General features: G+C 71.0%; 9 protein-coding genes and 1 tRNA gene. 5 read left to right on the top strand and 5 right to left on the bottom strand.

Translation table 11 applies throughout. The features are described from left to right. Positions 1–101: 101 nt before the first annotated feature. Complete coding sequence (gene fumC / locus B1H50_RS00005; protein WP_080461765.1) at positions 102–1,523, bottom strand: class II fumarate hydratase; 1,422 nt, start codon at positions 1,521–1,523, stop codon at positions 102–104. Positions 1,524–3,368: 1,845 nt separating this feature from the next. On the opposite strand from fumC, the gene B1H50_RS09480 reads away from it, so the two are divergent. Further along, the gene (locus tag B1H50_RS09480; RefSeq protein WP_095532440.1) at positions 3,369–4,112 is read left to right on the top strand and encodes a hypothetical protein; all 744 of its coding nucleotides are present in this window, start codon (positions 3,369–3,371) and stop codon (positions 4,110–4,112) included. 435 nt (positions 4,113–4,547) lie between these two features. Continuing rightward, complete coding sequence (locus B1H50_RS10115; RefSeq protein ID WP_416171278.1) at positions 4,548–4,892, top strand: helix-turn-helix domain-containing protein; 345 nt, start codon at positions 4,548–4,550, stop codon at positions 4,890–4,892. Here B1H50_RS10115 and B1H50_RS00035 read toward each other — a convergent pair. Both B1H50_RS00035 and B1H50_RS00040 read right to left on the bottom strand, forming a co-directional pair. Then, positions 4,852–4,925: transfer RNA gene (locus B1H50_RS00035), tRNA-Met, on the bottom strand. The genes B1H50_RS10115 and B1H50_RS00035 overlap by 41 nt on opposite strands. A 158-nt stretch (positions 4,926–5,083) precedes the next feature. Continuing rightward, positions 5,084–8,479, bottom strand: coding sequence for a UPF0182 family membrane protein (locus B1H50_RS00040; protein WP_080461770.1), 3,396 nt, complete (start codon positions 8,477–8,479; stop codon positions 5,084–5,086). Positions 8,480–8,646: 167 nt separating this feature from the next. Between B1H50_RS00040 and B1H50_RS00045 the strand changes: the two genes are divergently transcribed. After that, on the top strand, positions 8,647–9,255 hold the full coding sequence (locus tag B1H50_RS00045) for a PPA1309 family protein (RefSeq protein ID WP_080461771.1): 609 nt from the start codon (positions 8,647–8,649) through the stop codon (positions 9,253–9,255). A 28-nt stretch (positions 9,256–9,283) separates the two neighbouring features. Here B1H50_RS00045 and B1H50_RS00050 read toward each other — a convergent pair whose 3' ends face one another. Further along, complete coding sequence (locus B1H50_RS00050; protein ID WP_080461772.1) at positions 9,284–10,756, bottom strand: zinc-dependent metalloprotease; 1,473 nt, start codon at positions 10,754–10,756, stop codon at positions 9,284–9,286. 183 nt (positions 10,757–10,939) lie between these two features. Between B1H50_RS00050 and B1H50_RS00055 the strand changes: the two genes are divergently transcribed. Beyond that, a complete protein-coding gene (locus B1H50_RS00055) occupies positions 10,940–12,160 on the top strand; it encodes a YlbL family protein (RefSeq protein WP_233129471.1) in 1,221 nt (406 codons plus the stop codon). 320 nt (positions 12,161–12,480) lie between these two features. Next, positions 12,481–13,428, top strand: a complete 948-nt coding sequence (locus B1H50_RS00060) for a hypothetical protein (protein ID WP_080461773.1) — start codon at positions 12,481–12,483, stop codon at positions 13,426–13,428. A 13-nt stretch (positions 13,429–13,441) separates the two neighbouring features. Here B1H50_RS00060 and B1H50_RS00065 read toward each other — a convergent pair whose 3' ends face one another. Continuing rightward, positions 13,442–15,553 carry an ATP-dependent DNA helicase UvrD2 gene (locus tag B1H50_RS00065; RefSeq protein WP_080461774.1) on the bottom strand — a complete coding sequence of 704 codons (2,112 nt, stop codon included), beginning with the start codon at positions 15,551–15,553 and terminating at the stop codon, positions 13,442–13,444. Positions 15,554–15,611 lie beyond the last annotated feature (58 nt).

Below are 15,611 nucleotides of genomic sequence, written 5' to 3' on the forward strand. Positions count from 1 at the left end.
CCCGCCCTCCTATGTCGGAGGGCGGGCGCCGTCGTCGGTCCCGCCTGGCCGGGCCCTCTCGATGAGGGCCCGGCCGAGGGCCCGCGCTCAGCGGGCGCGGCTCACTTGGCGGCGCTGGGGTGCGTCATATCCATGGGCACCACCCAGGCGTCGAACTCCTCGGCGGTGACGAAGCCGAGCTCGAGGGCGGACTCGCGCAACGACAGGCCCTTGCGGTGCGCGTTCTTGGCGATCTTGGAGGCCTTGTCGTAGCCGATGTGGCGGTTGAGGGCCGTGACCTGCATGAGGTTCGTGGCGAGGTTCGCCTCGATCTTGGGCAGGTTGGGCTCGATGCCGTAGGCGCAGTTGGTGTCGAAGGAGACGCAGGCGTCGCCGAGCAGGCGGATGGACTCCAGGACATTCCAGGCCATGACGGGCTTGAAAACATTGAGCTGGAAATTGCCCTGGGATCCAGCGAAGCCGACGGCGGCATCGTTGCCGAAGACCTGCACGGCGACCATGGTCATGGCCTCGCACTGGGTGGGGTTGACCTTGCCGGGCATGATCGAGCTTCCGGGCTCGTTCTCGGGGATGAGCAGCTCACCGATGCCGTTGCGCGGGCCGGAGGCGTACCAGCGCACGTCGTTGGCGATCTTCATGAGGGCATCGGCGAGCACGCGAAGCGCCCCGGAGACCAGGACGAGGGCGTCGTGCGCGCCCAGGGCCGCGAAGAGGTTGGCGGCCTGGGTGAACTCGATGCCGGTCTCCTCGCTGATCTTCGCGGCGCAGAGCCGGCCGAAGTCGGGGTGGGCGTTGAGACCGGTGCCGACGGCGGTGCCGCCGATGGCGAGCTCGCGAGCGCGGGAGTCGGCGTAACGGATGCCGTCGAGTGCGAAGTCGATCTGGTCGACCCACCCGGAGATGACCTGGCCCAGGGTGATGGGGGTGGCGTCCTGGAGGTGGGTGCGGCCCACCATGACAACGTCCTTGTATTCCTCGGACTTCTTGGCCAGGGTGTCGCGCAGCTGGGCGACGCGCGGGTACATGGCCGCCAGCTCGCTGACCACGGCGATGTGCATGGCCGTGGGGAAGGTGTCGTTGGAGGACTGTCCGCGGTTGACGTGGTCATTGGGGTGAACGGGGGTTTTGGAGCCCATCTGCCCACCGGCCAGCTCGATGGCGCGGTTGGAGATGACCTCGTTGGAGTTCATGTTGGACTGGGTGCCCGAGCCGGTCTGGAAGACGACGAGCGGGAAGTGGTCGTCGAGCTTGCCGGCGATGACCTCATCCCCGGCGGCGGCGATGAGGTCGGCGATGTCCTGGGGGAGCTCGCCGAGCTCGGCATTGGCCAGGGCGGCTGACTTCTTGAGCACGCCGAGGGCGCGGACCATGGGCCGGCCCCATACGAAGGTGTTGCGGCCGATGTCGAAGTTGTGCAGGGAGCGCTCGGTCTGGGCGCCCCAGTAGCGGTCGGAGGCGACCTCGATGGTCCCCATGGAGTCGGACTCTGTGCGCGTCGTCGCGCCGGACTTCTCAGTTGTCATGGTCCCAAGGCTAGCGAAAAGCGGGCCCACGCACCCGCGGACTCACGTCCCGCAGCACCGGGAGATCGCCGGCTCCCACTCGGAGCCCCAGGGACCGCACCGGAGAAATACCCGGCCAGCGCCCATAGGGCACCTGGCCGCGCGGCGGCTGCCTCAGGCCACGATATGAGGCCCGGCCCGAGGTGGGCCGCACCGACTGGTGCCGCTCCCACCGAATAGCGCCTTCGCCACCGAGTGGTGCTGTGTGCACCCACTGGTGCGTCCTGCCCGCACCTGTGGGTGCACACGGCACCGGTCAGCACCGCCCCGTGCGGAATGCACCGCCGATAGCCCGTGGGTGCCGGCGGCGTACGTGCCGGGCATGCGGGAGGCCCCGGCACCTGCTGGTGCCGGGGCCTCCGGTCTCGTAGCGGGGACAGGATTCGAACCTGCGACCTCCGGGTCGGGTGACGTGCGCAGGGTGTCGTAGTCCGGATGAGACGATCTGATCGAATATCTCGTGCAGCGGCTCGAAGTCCTGCCGCTCGGATGACACCTGGCTCGCCTGGTCATCGGTTGCGCTGTGCACCTCGCGCCAGTCGAGCTGCCGACCGGCAGCGCGACCGATCATCAACACCGGGAGGAAGAACTGGGCTCCCTCTACATTCTTGCGAATGTCGACCGTGCGCAACTCCCTCACCCAATCGTAGACGTCCTGGAATAGGTAACTGCGGCGCGCTGACGTGGGCGGCGTCGTAGGCGCGCACCATGATCAAGGTGTCGGTGTAGAGCGGCTTCTGCCGTATTCGGTCAGGTTCTCCACGTCCTCACGATTCGGCTTCCAACCCTCATGGCGCAGCGCAGGGCGGAGCCAGGCGACGGCGTGGGCTGCCCACGGCCCCGACACGGGTCCCACTATCCACATGTGTGTGTGTCGCCGTCGGCCCCCGCGATGGCCGGTGGCCTCCACAGGTGAGCAGGGGGGCGAACCGCTCCGTCTGGCGGTCTCTTCGATAGGATGGCCGGGTCTTCTCCGGTACCTCCTCCCGGAACAACGTGTCCTTGACCGGGGAGGGAGGGACTAGGGAGGAGGTGAGGGCCGTGGCCAAGCTGCAAGGCAGACACGTCGAAACCCGCGAGGACAAGGGAACGGCCCGGCAGGTGAGCGACATAGTTAACAGCATCGCTCGCCTGGTCCGGGCCGTCGGTGTCCTTGTGGAGGCCCTCGGTCGTTGGTTCGACTGAGCCATCGGCCTCGGGGACCCATCCGGGAAGCGACCGGGTGGGTCCCCATCATTATCGGCCCGCGGGCATCACAGCTCAATAGCAGGGCAGTGATATGCACCACTGGCAAGTGCACCCCGGGTGCTCTCAGCGCCGTCGCCGTCATCATCGGCGCCTGGCACTCCTAGGCCCCTGGGCGGCGGCCCCCGGAGCCCCCGGCATGTCATCGGCGGCACCCCCGGAACCGGCCAGACCGGACCGTTCACCGGTCGCCGCCTCACGGCTTCATCGGACCCCGATCGTCCAGGGCCCGCCAGTCCGGCAACGCGCCCACGCGCAGTCCCGGTCATCGGCGTACTCGCTGAGGACCAGCAGCACGATCCGCTCCACCGGCCGCAACCCGCGCACCTCGTGCACGGCCCAATGAGGCCCAATGAGATGCTCGGAAACTCATCGGCGCAAACCCCGATTCATGTCGTACCCAACAGAGATAATCGGCTGGTGGAGGCGGGGAAGAGCCCGGCAATGCCCCTCCCCGCCACAGCCGGCGCCCCTTCCGGTGGCGCGCCGGCCAGCAGGAGCAGACACACCACGCCCAACGCCCGCGGAGAGCCCGCCGCGCCCCACGAAAGGACAACCGCCATGCACACCAAGCCCCTCGTTCCGGTCATCGCGGCCATCACCGCACTTCTCGCCGCCGGATGCGGCGCCAGCGAGCCAACCTCGACCAGCACACCCCTGCCCGCTGCCGACCAGACCGCTGCCAGCAACGCTCCATCCACCACTGCCTCCAATGACATCGACAACCAGGGCCAAATGGCCACCGCGCCATCGGCGAGCGCTGGGGCGGAGTCAGTTTGTGGGTTGGCGCCGGGCGATCTGTCGGTGCCCACGGGCGCTTTGGGTGCCGGGACGACCACTGCGGGCAGGGGGTTGAAGGTCCCGTTCTTGGACGGGGTCGGGCCGAGCACGGCCTCCCCGCTGGGGGTGTCCTCGTGCTACGCGCACTCCCCCAGGGGGGCGGTGCTGAGCGCGGGCGGCTTCATGGTGTGGTTCTCCTCCAAGCAGCAACTGCTGGACGTGATTCACGACCGCATGGAGGCCGGCCCCGACAGGAACCGCCTGGCCACTCAGGCCTCCCAGACGTGGGGAGGTGAGATCGGCGCGCCTCTGCAGATCAAGGGCTACAAGGCGACTCTGCGCTCGCCCGACGAGGTCGTGGTCACCCTGGCTGTCGTCCAGGCGGGCGACTCCCGCCTGGTGTCCTGGCCGCTGACCATGGTCTGGTCCGAGGGCGACTGGAGGGTGCGGGTGCCCAACAACGAGGCCTGGGGCGAGGAAGCCATCGCCTCCCTGGAGGCCGCAGGCATGAGCCCATGGGCGTAAACCAGCAGCCCCACGACCCCGCGCGACGAGGCGCACCCCCTCACAGCAACCGCACTCCCCGCAGCCATCACCGCTCACCCCCACCAGAGGGCGACAGAACCGACGGCGGCGCCAGCGGAGTCGGAGCCCCCGGCCACGACAACATCACCTGACCAGGGGGCGCCACCTCCGCCGGTGAACCCACCGACAACGCCACGAGCGGTCGCAGGAGGGCCTCAATGTGTGTGACCTCCGGAAGAGTCTCCGCCCACCCTCGACGTACTGGGTAGAGGGAACCCGTTCTCCACGAGCCCAACGCATCAACATCGCGTAGCTCACCCCGGGCAGCAGCGCCGCTGCCTAACGACCAGTGAGCATGTCACTCACCTCAGGTCCGTTAGTGAGACGTTCATCTGGTGCATATGAGACATGAACTCACAACCACTTGACTCCGCGATGAGCTTCGACGCTGCTGTCGGCGCCGCGGTCAACCAGTACCTGCTCACCAACAACCTGACCCGCGCCCAGGTCGGCCCGTTCCTCGGCGTCGCCGGGTCGAATATCAGCCAGCGACTCCGAGGCCGGATCAGCTGGCCTGCAGAGGATGTCTTCAAGCTCGCCCAGGCCTTTGGCGTCACCGTCGACGACCTGATGCCCTCACAGATGGCAACCGATGAGGGTGTCACGTGGGTGCCGGCGGCGTACGTGCCGGGCATGCGGGAGGCCCCGGCACCTGCTGGTGCCGGGGCCTCCGGTCTCGTAGCGGGGACAGGATTCGAACCTGCGACCTCCGGGTTATGAGCCCGGCGAGCTACCGAACTGCTCCACCCCGCGTCGGCGAGTGAAATTCTAGCCCGGGCCCGCGCCCGTCTTCAAGCCGCCAGAGCGTGCCCTTCCTCACCAGGAGCGCGGCCGAGCCGGAGGCCGGACCTCCGGCAGCACCGGACCGCAAGCGGCGCGCGGGGTTGGCCGGCCGGCCAACCCCGCGGCCCCTACTTGCTGTTCAGCTTCCCCTGGGCGTCGACGGCCCGGGAGATCGCCGCGTCGAGGCGCTTCTGCGCGTCGCCGTAGGCCGTCCAGTCGCCGGCCTTGAGCGCCTTGTCCGCATCGCTCATCGCCGTCTGCGCGTCAGCGAGGGCGCTCTGCAGATCCGTCGCCGGGTCGCCGGTCGAGCCGCTCGTGGAGGCGCTGGGGGCGGGAGAGGCGGGCGCCGTCGTCGCCGGGGCGCTCGGAACGGCCGTCGGCGCGGAGCCGGCCGCCGCTGAAGGATCCACGGCCGGAGCGCCCGCATCCGTCCCACCGGAGTCGATGGGCGCCGTCGAGGTGCCGTTGGCGGCGGCGGCATCGCCGTTGACCTCCTCCTGGCCCGTCTTGGCCCCGGAATCGCCGCCGAAGACCTGATCGAGCGCGCCGGACAGGTTGTCCGCGAAGCCCACCTTGTCCCCGAAGGAGACCAGCACCTTGCGCAGCAGCGGGTACTGCGTGCCCGAGGACGACTGGACGTACACCGGCTGGACGTACAGCAGGCCTCCTCCCACTGGGAGGGTCAAGAGGTTCCCCTTGATCACCTGGGAGCCCTGCTGGGACAGCAGGTTGAGCACCGTCGAGGCCTCGTTGTAGGAGTTGAAGTTGCCCTGGACCTGACCGGGACCCGGGATATTCGAGGATCTGGGCAGCTCGAGGACGCGTATCTTGCCGTAATTCGGATTGCGCACCCCCGCCTGGCCGGAGGAGGTCTCGGAGTCCACCGCCATGAAGGCCGTGAGCACCGTGCGCCCGGGGAAGATGAAGACGCTGGACAGGGAGAAGCTCGCCGCGTCCTGGTCCGGCATCTTCAGGCTCAAGTAGTAAGGGTCCTGCGGGGACTCGCCCTGCCTGTTCGGGTCGGCGTCCCGGGTCGGGTCGTCGGGGACCTGCCAGAAGTCGCCGCCGGAGTAGAAGCTGGCCGGGTCCTGCACGTGGTACTTCGCCATGATGGAGCGCTGCACCTTGAACAGGTCCTCCGGGTAGCGCATATGCGCCATGAGGTCGGCGCTCATCCGGCTCATCGGCGTGATCGTTCCGGGGAACACCTTGGACCAGGCCTTGAGGATCGGGTCGTCCTGGTCCCATTCGAACAGGTGCACCGAGCCGTCGTAGGCGTCGACGACCGCCTTGACGGAGTTGCGCACGTAGTTCGACTCCTCGGGCGCTCTCACCAGGTCGTTCGAGCCGGTGGCCGCCGTGAGGGAGGCGTGCTGGGAGTACGGGTAGTTGTTCGTCGTCGTGTAGCCGTCGAGGATCCACAGGACGCGCTTGGGGGTGGAGGGGTCGTCGTCATCATCCACGACGGCCGGATAGGGGTTGCCGTCCAGCGTGAGCCAGGGGGCGACCTTCGCGACGCGCTCGGCGGGGTCGCGATCGTAGAGGATCTGGGAGCCGTCCCGGACCTCCTTGGAGAACAGGAGGTTCATCTCCTGGAATTTCACCGCGTACAGCAACCGGTTCCAGTAGTTCGACACGTTCGGGCCGCCGTTGCCGGCGAAGGTCGAGTTCACCTGGCCGTTGGGGGCGGTGTCGTCGGGGTAGTCGAGCTCGCTGGGGCTGCCGCCGTCGTCCCCGCCGACGATCGAGTACTTGGGCGAGGACTGGCCGAAGTAGATGCGCGGCTCGTAGGCGCCCAGATCCCCCTGGGAGGGGATGCCGCCCTCCCAGAACGCCGGGCTGCCGTCGGAGGCCACCGTGTTGCCGTAGGCGGTGACGACGCCGTAGCCATGGGTGTACACGGTGTGGTCATTGATCCAGGTCCGCTGATCCCGCCCGACGCCGTTGAGGTTGAGCTCGCGCACCGCGATGACCGTGTCCCGGCTGCGGCCGTTGATCTGGTAGCGGTCCACGTTCAGGCGGGGCTGGAAAGAGTAGTACTGCTTGTTCTGCTGGACCTGGCGGAAGGTCGGCGAGATCTGGCCCGGGTCGAGCAGGCGGATCGACGCCGTCGACTCCGCGTCCTCCAGCAGCTGGCCCGGCTCCGCCGTGGTCTTGGCGTCATAGGCGGACAGGCTGGCGTCCCCCAGCCCGTAGGCGGCCAGCGTGGCGTTGATATTGCGGCCGATGTACTCCGACTCCTCGCGCTGCGCGTTGGGCTCGACGACGAAGCGCTGGATGACCACGGGGTAGCCGGTCCCGATGACCAGGGCCGAGGCGACCATGACGACGACGCCGATGATGGGAAGCCGCCACGAGCTGGAGCGGATCGAGGCGATGAACAGCACCGCGATGACGACGGCGATGGCGGCCAGGATCGCCTGGGCGGGCAGGACCGCGTTGACGTCGGTGTAGGCGGCGCCGTCGAACCTGGAGTTCGAGGAGTGCAGCGAGGTGTAGCGGGTCAACCAGTAGCGCGCGCCCAGCAGGAGGCTGAAGGCCGCCATGAAACCGGTGAGGTGGATGCGCGCGGCGCGGGTGACGTGCTGGGCGCGCGCCACCGCGATCCCACCGTAGAGGTAGTGGACGGCCACGCTCGCCAGGCCCGCGAAGATGACCACGCGGATGAGGAAGCCGACCACTGTGGTGAGCACCGGCAGGATGAAGACGTAGAAGGAGATGTCCATGCCGAACTGCGGGTCGGTCGCCCCGAAGGGCTCGGCGTTGAGGGCCAGGAGGAACTGCTGCCACTTGGGCGCGAGCTCCCCGGCCGCGCCGGCCAGCGCCAGGGCCGCGGGGATGAGCCAGGCCAGACGCCGGCGGAAGGGCTCGACGAGCGTGCGGTAGGCCTCCAGATTGCGAGTGGCCTCGTCGGTGGGGACCTCGATCTCGCGGGCGCGGTAGGCCGCGGTCATCGCGCCGCCGATGGCCAGGAACATGATGGCGAACCCGACGACGAACAGCGCCCCGGCGCTGGCCCAATGGGTCCAGAAGATCCGCTGGTAGCCCACCTGGTTGAACCAGAGGACCTCCGTCCACCAGTGCGAGAGGACGCCGATGAGCGCCGCCGCTCCGGCCAGGATGCCGATCGTCAGGGAGAGCGGTCCCGGGCGCCGGGAGGGGCCTGCGCCGCTGGAGGGCCGGTGGGCGCGGCCGCCGTCGTGCCCACCACTGCCATGAGAGCCGCCGGAGCCGCGGCCTCCACTGCGGGAGTCCCCGCCTCCGCCGTCCGCCGGGCCGGGGTCATGGGCCTTGAGGGCATCGCCGAGGTGACGCAGGAAAGCGGCGTCCCCCTCGAAGAACATCCCCGAGCGGACGCGGTCCTCCTTGCTGGGCTCGTCAGCGGAGCCCGCCGAGCCCCCGGATTTCCTCGGCCCCTTCACCCCCTCCGGTTCCTCGGCGCCCTCAGACGGGGTCCGGGGCGCATCCTCGGGCCGGTCGGGATCTGGCTGCTCGATGGGATCGTCGTCGGACCTGTTGTTCACGATCACGCTCCGTCGCTGGTGCCGCGCGACCCTCGCGCGGGCTGGGTCGGCGCCGAGGCGCCCGGTCCCCATGGTCCCATAGGCGCGAGACGGCGATCAAAGCGGGACGCGCCGGTCGGCGCCGGGATCGGCCGGAGGAATGGTTGCGAGGGTGCGAGGATAGGCGCATGACGCAGTCGACCGCCCCTGGGGAGAACCCGTCCGTCACCGGGACCGCGCGCCGCCTCGCGCTCGGCTCGCCGCGCCACGTCGCCCTGGCCGACGCCGTCATGGAGCTCGAGGAGCACATGGCGAAGCGGGGCTGGGACGCTCCCGTGGCGGTCTTCGCATTGGTGCGCACCTCGACGGCCCTCCAGGCCGATCCCTCCCTGGCCGACCTCCTGGACCCCGGCGCCGTGGAGGCGGCCGGGGAAAACCCGGAGTCGCTCATGATCGTTGAGCAGGAGGACCTGCCGCCCTCGTCCACGCTGGAGGACCTGCTCACCCAGCTCGCCTGGCCGATGAGCGTCGACGGTGTGGCCGTGTCCGCTGAGCGCATCATCCTGCCGGCGGAGGCGGAGGCGGAGGCCGCCGCGATCGAGGACGAGGCCGAGCAGCTGGCCTACCTGGAGAGCCGGACGGATCGCGAGGAGGTGCGCGTCGTGGTCGGGGCGCTGCGCTCCAATGAGGCGTGGTGCGCGGTGCGCGCCCGCTCCCAGGACTCCCCCGCCATGGTCGCCCAGGGCCCCGACCTGGTGCCAGGGCTGGCGGAGGCCCTGCGGGCCACCTTCATCTGAGCCTCGTCCGGGCGCCGGGCGCCGGGGCTCAGTCCTCCCCGCCGGGGGCGCCGGGACCATCCGAGTCGGGGCTCTCGTCCCGCTTCCCGCGCCCGCCCTGATCGGCCCTGTCCGCCTCTCGGGCGGCGTCGGTGTAGCCCAGGGTGCCGTCGAGCAGCGAGGCGAGATCGGCGTCCATGTCCTTGTCCGCCTGCCGCATCGTCAGGAAGTCCTCGGGGTGGGCGAGCTCGGAGGCGGTGGGCATGACATCGGGGTGCTGCCAGAAGGCGTCGCGCTCGGCATCGCCGGCCTGCGAGCCGATGCGCCGCCACAGCTCGGCTGCCTCACGGGCGAGCCGGGGGCGGAACTCCAGGCCGATGAGCTGGGCGAAGACCTGCTCAGCGGGGCCGCCGGCGGCGCGACGGCGCCGCATCATCTCGGCCAGCGCCATGCCTCGCGGCAGATGCGGGGCGATCGCCCGCTCGGTGACCACCTGCACCCAACCCTCGATGAGGGCCAGGAGGGTCTCGAGGCGGCCGAGGGCCTCGAGCTGCTCGGGACTGGACTGCGGGGAGAACATCCCCCCGGCCAGGGCCGCCTGGATCGCCTCGGGGTCATGCAGATCCACCTGCGCCACGGCTGCCTCGACGGCGTCTGTGTCGATGGCGATGCCGCGGGCGTAGGCCTCAACGGCGCTCATGACCTGCCCGCGCAGCCAGGGGACATGCGCGTAGAGGCGCGCGGTGGCGGCCTCCCGCACGGCGAAGAACATCCGCACCTCCTCCTCGTCCTCCTCCAGCTCGGCGGCGAAGGCGCTGATATTGGCGGGTAGGAGGGCGGTGCCGGGCTCACGGGTCAGCGGCAGGCCGACCTCGGTGGAGGCGACGGCCTCCTGCGCGAGCCGCCCGATGGCGTGGCCGAGCTGCATGCCGAAGGCGGCGCCGGCCATGGTGCGCATGATCGCCTCCAGGGCGCCGACCTGTTTGGCGGCCTCATCCACCGCCTCGCCCATGTCCCGCATCTGGTGGGTGAGGGCCTCGAAGAGGGCGCGAGTGGCGGCCTGGGCGACGGGCGCGCAGACGTCCTTCCACACGGGCATGGTCTGAGTGACCCAGGCCTCTCGGCTCCAGGCCTCGCGCCCGCCGGGGGCCGGCATGAGCTCGGTAGCGGTGTCCAGCCAGAGATCGGCGACGGTCAGGGCCCGGCGGATGGCCTGGGCCTGCGCGGCCGTGACGGTGGGGTCGCCTGCCCCCTCACGCGCCTGCTGGAGGGCGAGGTCACGGCCCATGGTCCAGTTGACGGGCTGGGATGAGGAGGCGGCGAACATCTGGGACAGCTGCGCGCGCATCGCCATCGCCTGCCCGGGGCTCATGCGCGCGAGCTCTTCCATCCCGCCCATCGAGGCGAGCTGCTCGGGGGCGATGCCGGAGGATCGCAGGGCGGCGACGGCGTCGCGCGCGGTCTGCGGCCCGAGGATCGCGGAGAGGAGCTCCTCAAGGGTCTCGAAGGGGTCCTCGCTCATGGGGTTCCTCCCTGGCGGTGGTGACTGGCTGGCGTCGAGGCGGTGCCGTAAGACGGGCGCCGAGGGAGCGCCCGCCGGGCACAGGATGATCGTGCCATGGGCGCCTGCGCGCCGGGTGCGCGCTTCGCCGGCAGCGCGATGACGCGAGGGGCGGGTGGGCGCGGCGCTGCCCCGTGGGTCATGATGGGGCCCGTGACCGAGCATCCTGTCCCGGCGCTCCCAGCCCCCGGCGCGCCCGCCAACGCACCGACCGCCGTAGCCCCGGACGCGGGGGCCGCCCCTGAGGCCGCCGCCGGGGGCCGCCCGCGCATCGCCCACCCGTGGCGCTGGCTCCTGGCCTGGGTGGCTTTGGGGATCCTGGCCTTCATCGCGGCGGCGACGATCCCCGTCCCGAAGGTCATCGAGAGCCCGGGACGGACCTGGAACGTGCTCGGCACCGTTCAGTCCGAGGGCCAGTCCACCGACCTCATCAGCGTCTCGGGCGCCGAGACCTATCACGCGCAGGGAGCGCTGCGGATGACCACGGTGGCGGTCTCCGGCTGCCCGGGTTACCCGGTGACCGCGCTGGACGTCATCCACGCCTGGTTCGACTCCGATGAGGTCGTGCTCGACCGCGACCAGGTCTGCCCCGAAAGCGTCACCGCCGAGCAGCAGCACAAGGTGGAGCAGGCCCAGATGACGAGCTCGCAGGACGCGGCGGTGACCGCCGCGCTCATGGAGACCGGGTTGGCGGACTCCATGGTCCTCACCGTGCGGGGGACCACGCAGGAGCGGGGCGACGGCGTGTTCAAGGCCGGGGATGTCATCCGCACGATCACGCCCGCGGGCGGGCAGACGACGACCCTGACCACCTACGCCCAGCTCCAGGAGCTCATGACCACCATCGTGCCGGGCGCCCAGGTCCAGGTCGTGGTGAGCCGCGACGGGCGGGACATCACCCTGGCGATGACGACCCTCGCCCCGGGCCGGGACTCGGGCCGTGAGGGCTCGCTCCTGGGCGTCATGCTCGATGTGCGCGCGAAGTCGGATGTCAACGCGACCTTCTCCCTGTCGGACGTGGGCGGGCCGAGCGCCGGCTCGATGTTCGCCCTCGGCATCGTCGACAAGATCACCCCGGGGGATCTCACCGGCGGCAAGGACATCGCCGGCACGGGGACGATCTCCTCCGATGGCACGATCGGGCCGATCGGCGGCATCGCTCAGAAGATGGCGGGCGCTTCCAACGCCGGGTCGCGCTATTTCCTCGCCCCCGCGAGCAACTGCGGGGACGTCCTGGGCCATGAGCCCGAGGGCATGGAGGTCTACGCGGTGTCCAATCTGCATGAGGCGGTGCGGGCCGTCGAGGGCATCGCCGCCGACGACGCCTCGTCCCTCACCACCTGCCAAGCGGTCGCCTCCCGCTAACCCCCCTCGGATCGAGACCGGTCGAAAAACGCGCCGAGACCGGGCCCCGTCCACAGGCACCCGACGCGCGCTCCCGCGCGCCGGGCTGTGGTTCACGAGTGGGTCAGGGGCTCTCCGAAGACCCGGTGCTCAGCGGGGTCCCAGGCGACCGCGGCGTCGAAAACTGTTCTCGGCCTGCAGAGGCGGGCGGTTTTCCACAGATCCGCCCGCGCCCCTGGCACGACGCCGTCTGAGGTGCCAGGCTGATCCCGGCCGCCCCGCTACCGGCTCACCGGTCCCCCGTTCCCATGTTCCCACGGCGGCCGTGAGGAGAGCGTCATATGCGCCTGCGCGGAGCATCCCCCGTCCTGTGGCGGGGCCCAGGAGAGTGCCAGATCGGGGCCGAGGCGGGCAACGCCGTCGTCCTCAAGGGGATTAGCGCGGCGGAGCAGCGGCTCATCGACCGCCTCGACGAGGGCGTCGACCGGGTCTCGCTGTCCCGCTCAGCGCGCCTGGTCGACCTGCCCCTGCGCCGCGCCCGCGAGCTCGTGGGCAGGCTGCGCGAGGCCGGGATGCTGCGCGAGGAGCCGCTCCCGGGCGAGGGGCGCGAGGCCGACGACCTCCTGTACTGGGAGCGCCTGCGCTCCCCCGGCGGCGCCTCGGCGCGCGCCCACCGCCTGGGCGAGGCCCGCTTGGCGGTCCTGGGGCGCCTCGACGGCGGGGCGCCGAGGATGATCGCCCGTGAAGCCATCGCCTTCCTCGCCGAGGCCGGGGTGGGCACGGTCCTGGCCGAGGATCAGGCCTTCGACGCCGCTGTCGCTCAGTCCTTCCCGACGACGGCGCGACGGGCTCCGCTGCGCACGACTCCCGACCTCATGCTCACCGTGGAGCCGCATCTCATCGATCCGGTCCGGGCGCGGAGCCTGGCACGGGCCGACGCCCCGCATCTGCCGGTGGTGGTGCGGGAGGTGAGCGTGCGAGTCGGCCCGCTCCTGGAGCCGGGCCGGGCCCTGTGCGCGGCCTGCCTCGATCTGCATGAGCGGGACGCCGACCCGCGTTGGCCGGCGGTGGCCACGCAGGAGCGCGGTCTGCCCGCGCCGCGCATCGAACGGCTTCTGGCGCATCAGGCGTCGGGGCTCGTGGCGAGGACGGTCCTGGAGGTTCTGGCCGATGGGCCGGGGGCGTGGGCGGGCCGCAGCCTGGAGATCTCCGGGGCCGAGCCCCTGGGGCTGGAGCGGCGGTGGCAGCCGCATCCGGAGTGCGCCTGCGCGGCGCTGGAATCGCAATAGGCCGGGCGGTGCCCTAACCGGTCTGCTCGCGAACGATGGCGAGGACGGCCTCGGAGTAGGCCTCTATCTTGACCGGGCCCACGCCGCGGATGAGGGCGAGCTGCTGACGGGTGCCTGGTTTGACGACGGCGATGGACCGCAGCGTCGTATCCGTGAAGACCGTGTAGGCCGGCACGGAGCGCCCCTTGGCCTCCTCGGCCCGCCAGGCGCGCAGGGTCTCGAACAGGGCGATGGTGGCGGGATCGTTCTCCTGCTCGAAGAGGGCGGCGGCCTCCTTGGCGCGCTCGCGCGGCGAGGAGCCGCCGCCCCGACGTCGCGCCCCGCTTCCCGCGGTGTCGGCGTCGGTGGGCCAGATGCCATCGAGGAAGCGGGAGTGGCGGCGGGAGGCGCGGCCCCCGGGATGACGGGCGCGGGCGTAGGAGATGAGGAGGTGCTCGCGGGCGCGGGTGACACCCACGTAGAGCAGGCGCCGCTCCTCCTCCAGGGCGGCGGTCCCCTCGGCCAGGGAGATCGGCAGGAGCCCCTCGCAGGTGCCGATGAGGAGCACCGCTTCCCATTCCAGGCCCTTGGCGGCGTGGAGGGAGGACAGGGTGACGCCGTCGACCGTGGGGGCGTTCTGCGCCTCGGCGCGCTCGGTGAGCTCGGCGATGAGGGTGTCGAGGCTGGAGCCGGGGCGGGGGGCGAGCTCATCCGCGAGGGAGATGATGGCGTTGAGGGAGTCCCAGCGCTCGCGCTGGGCGCCGCGGGCGGCGGGGGGCTGCTCGGCCCAGCCCTCGCGGGCGAGAATCTCCCGGGCGTCGCGGGCGACGTCCCCGGTGAGGATGGCGGCCTCGGTGCGGGCGGCGCCGCGCAGCAGCACCATGGCGCGCTTGACCTCGTCGCGCTCGAAGAACCGCTCTCCGCCGCGCACGAGGTATCCGATGCCCGCGGAGGCCAGCGCCTGCTCAACGGCCTCGGACTGGGAGTTGGTGCGGTAGAGGACGGCGATCTCGGACAGGGGCACGCCGGTGGCGGTGAGCCGCCCCACCTGCTCGACGACGCCCGCGGCCTCGGCGGTGTCATCCGCGTAGGAGTCGAAGCGGACGGCGGGGCCGCTGGGGCGCTGGGCGACGAGCTCGACGGCTCCGGCGGGCAGGCGCAGTGCCCCTCCCCCGCGCCGTGAGCGGGCGAGCACCCGGTTGGCCAGGGAGACGACCTGCGGAGTGGAGCGGTAGTCGCGATTGAGGCGGATGACGCGGGCGCCGTCGTACCGGGAGGCGAAACCGGTGAGGAAGTCCGGGGTGGCGCCGGCGAAGGAGTAGATGGTCTGGGAGACATCCCCGACGACGCACAGCTGGCGGCGCCGTCCGAGCCACAGGTCCAGCAGGCGCTGCTGGATCGGGGAGACGTCCTGGTACTCGTCGACCACGAAGTGCTTGTACTGGCTTCTCACTCGGGCGGCGATGTCCTCGCGCTCGGCGAGGATGCCGGCGAGGATGAGCAGGACGTCCTCGAAGTCGATGACACCGCGCTCGCTCTTGGCCTCCTCGTAGAGGTGGAGGACGGAGGCGATGGTGCCGGCGTCGAGCCCGGCGGCGCTGCGCCCGCGCGCGGTGGCGGCCTGGGCGTAGTCCTCGGGGAGGGTGTTGGTGACCTTGGCCCATTCGATCTCCGCGGCGAGGTCTCGGATGAGGGCGCGGTCCGTTCCCAAACCGAGGCGGGAGGTGGCGACGGCGATGAGGGGGGCCTTGCCGGGCTGGAGGGGGAGGATCTGCCCGCCGATGGCGCTGGGCCAGAAGTAGCGGAGCTGGCTGAGGGCGGCGGAGTGGAAGGTGCGGGCCTGGGCTCCCTCGATGCCCAGCGCGCGCAGGCGGCCGCGCAGCTCGCCCGCGGCCTTCTTGGTGAAGGTGAGGGCGAGGAGCTGATGGGGGTGGTAGGCGCCGACGGCGACGCCGTGCGCGATGCGGTAGGTGATGGCGCGAGTCTTGCCGGTGCCGGCGCCGGCGAGCACGCATAGGGCGCCCTCCAGGTGCTCGGCGACAGCGCGCTGATCGGGGTCGAGGGCGTCGAGCAGCTGGGCGGGGCTCAGCGGCCGCCCGGCCCGGGTGGGGCCGAGGACGTCGGGGGTCGGGCTGGGCTTGCTCATCGGGGACAGCCTGCCACGACCCGCTGACGCATTCCGACGGCGCTTATCGCGATCCTCC

It is taken from the genome of Actinomyces gaoshouyii (assembly GCF_002072175.1).
GTDB lineage: Bacteria > Actinomycetota > Actinomycetes > Actinomycetales > Actinomycetaceae > Actinomyces > Actinomyces gaoshouyii.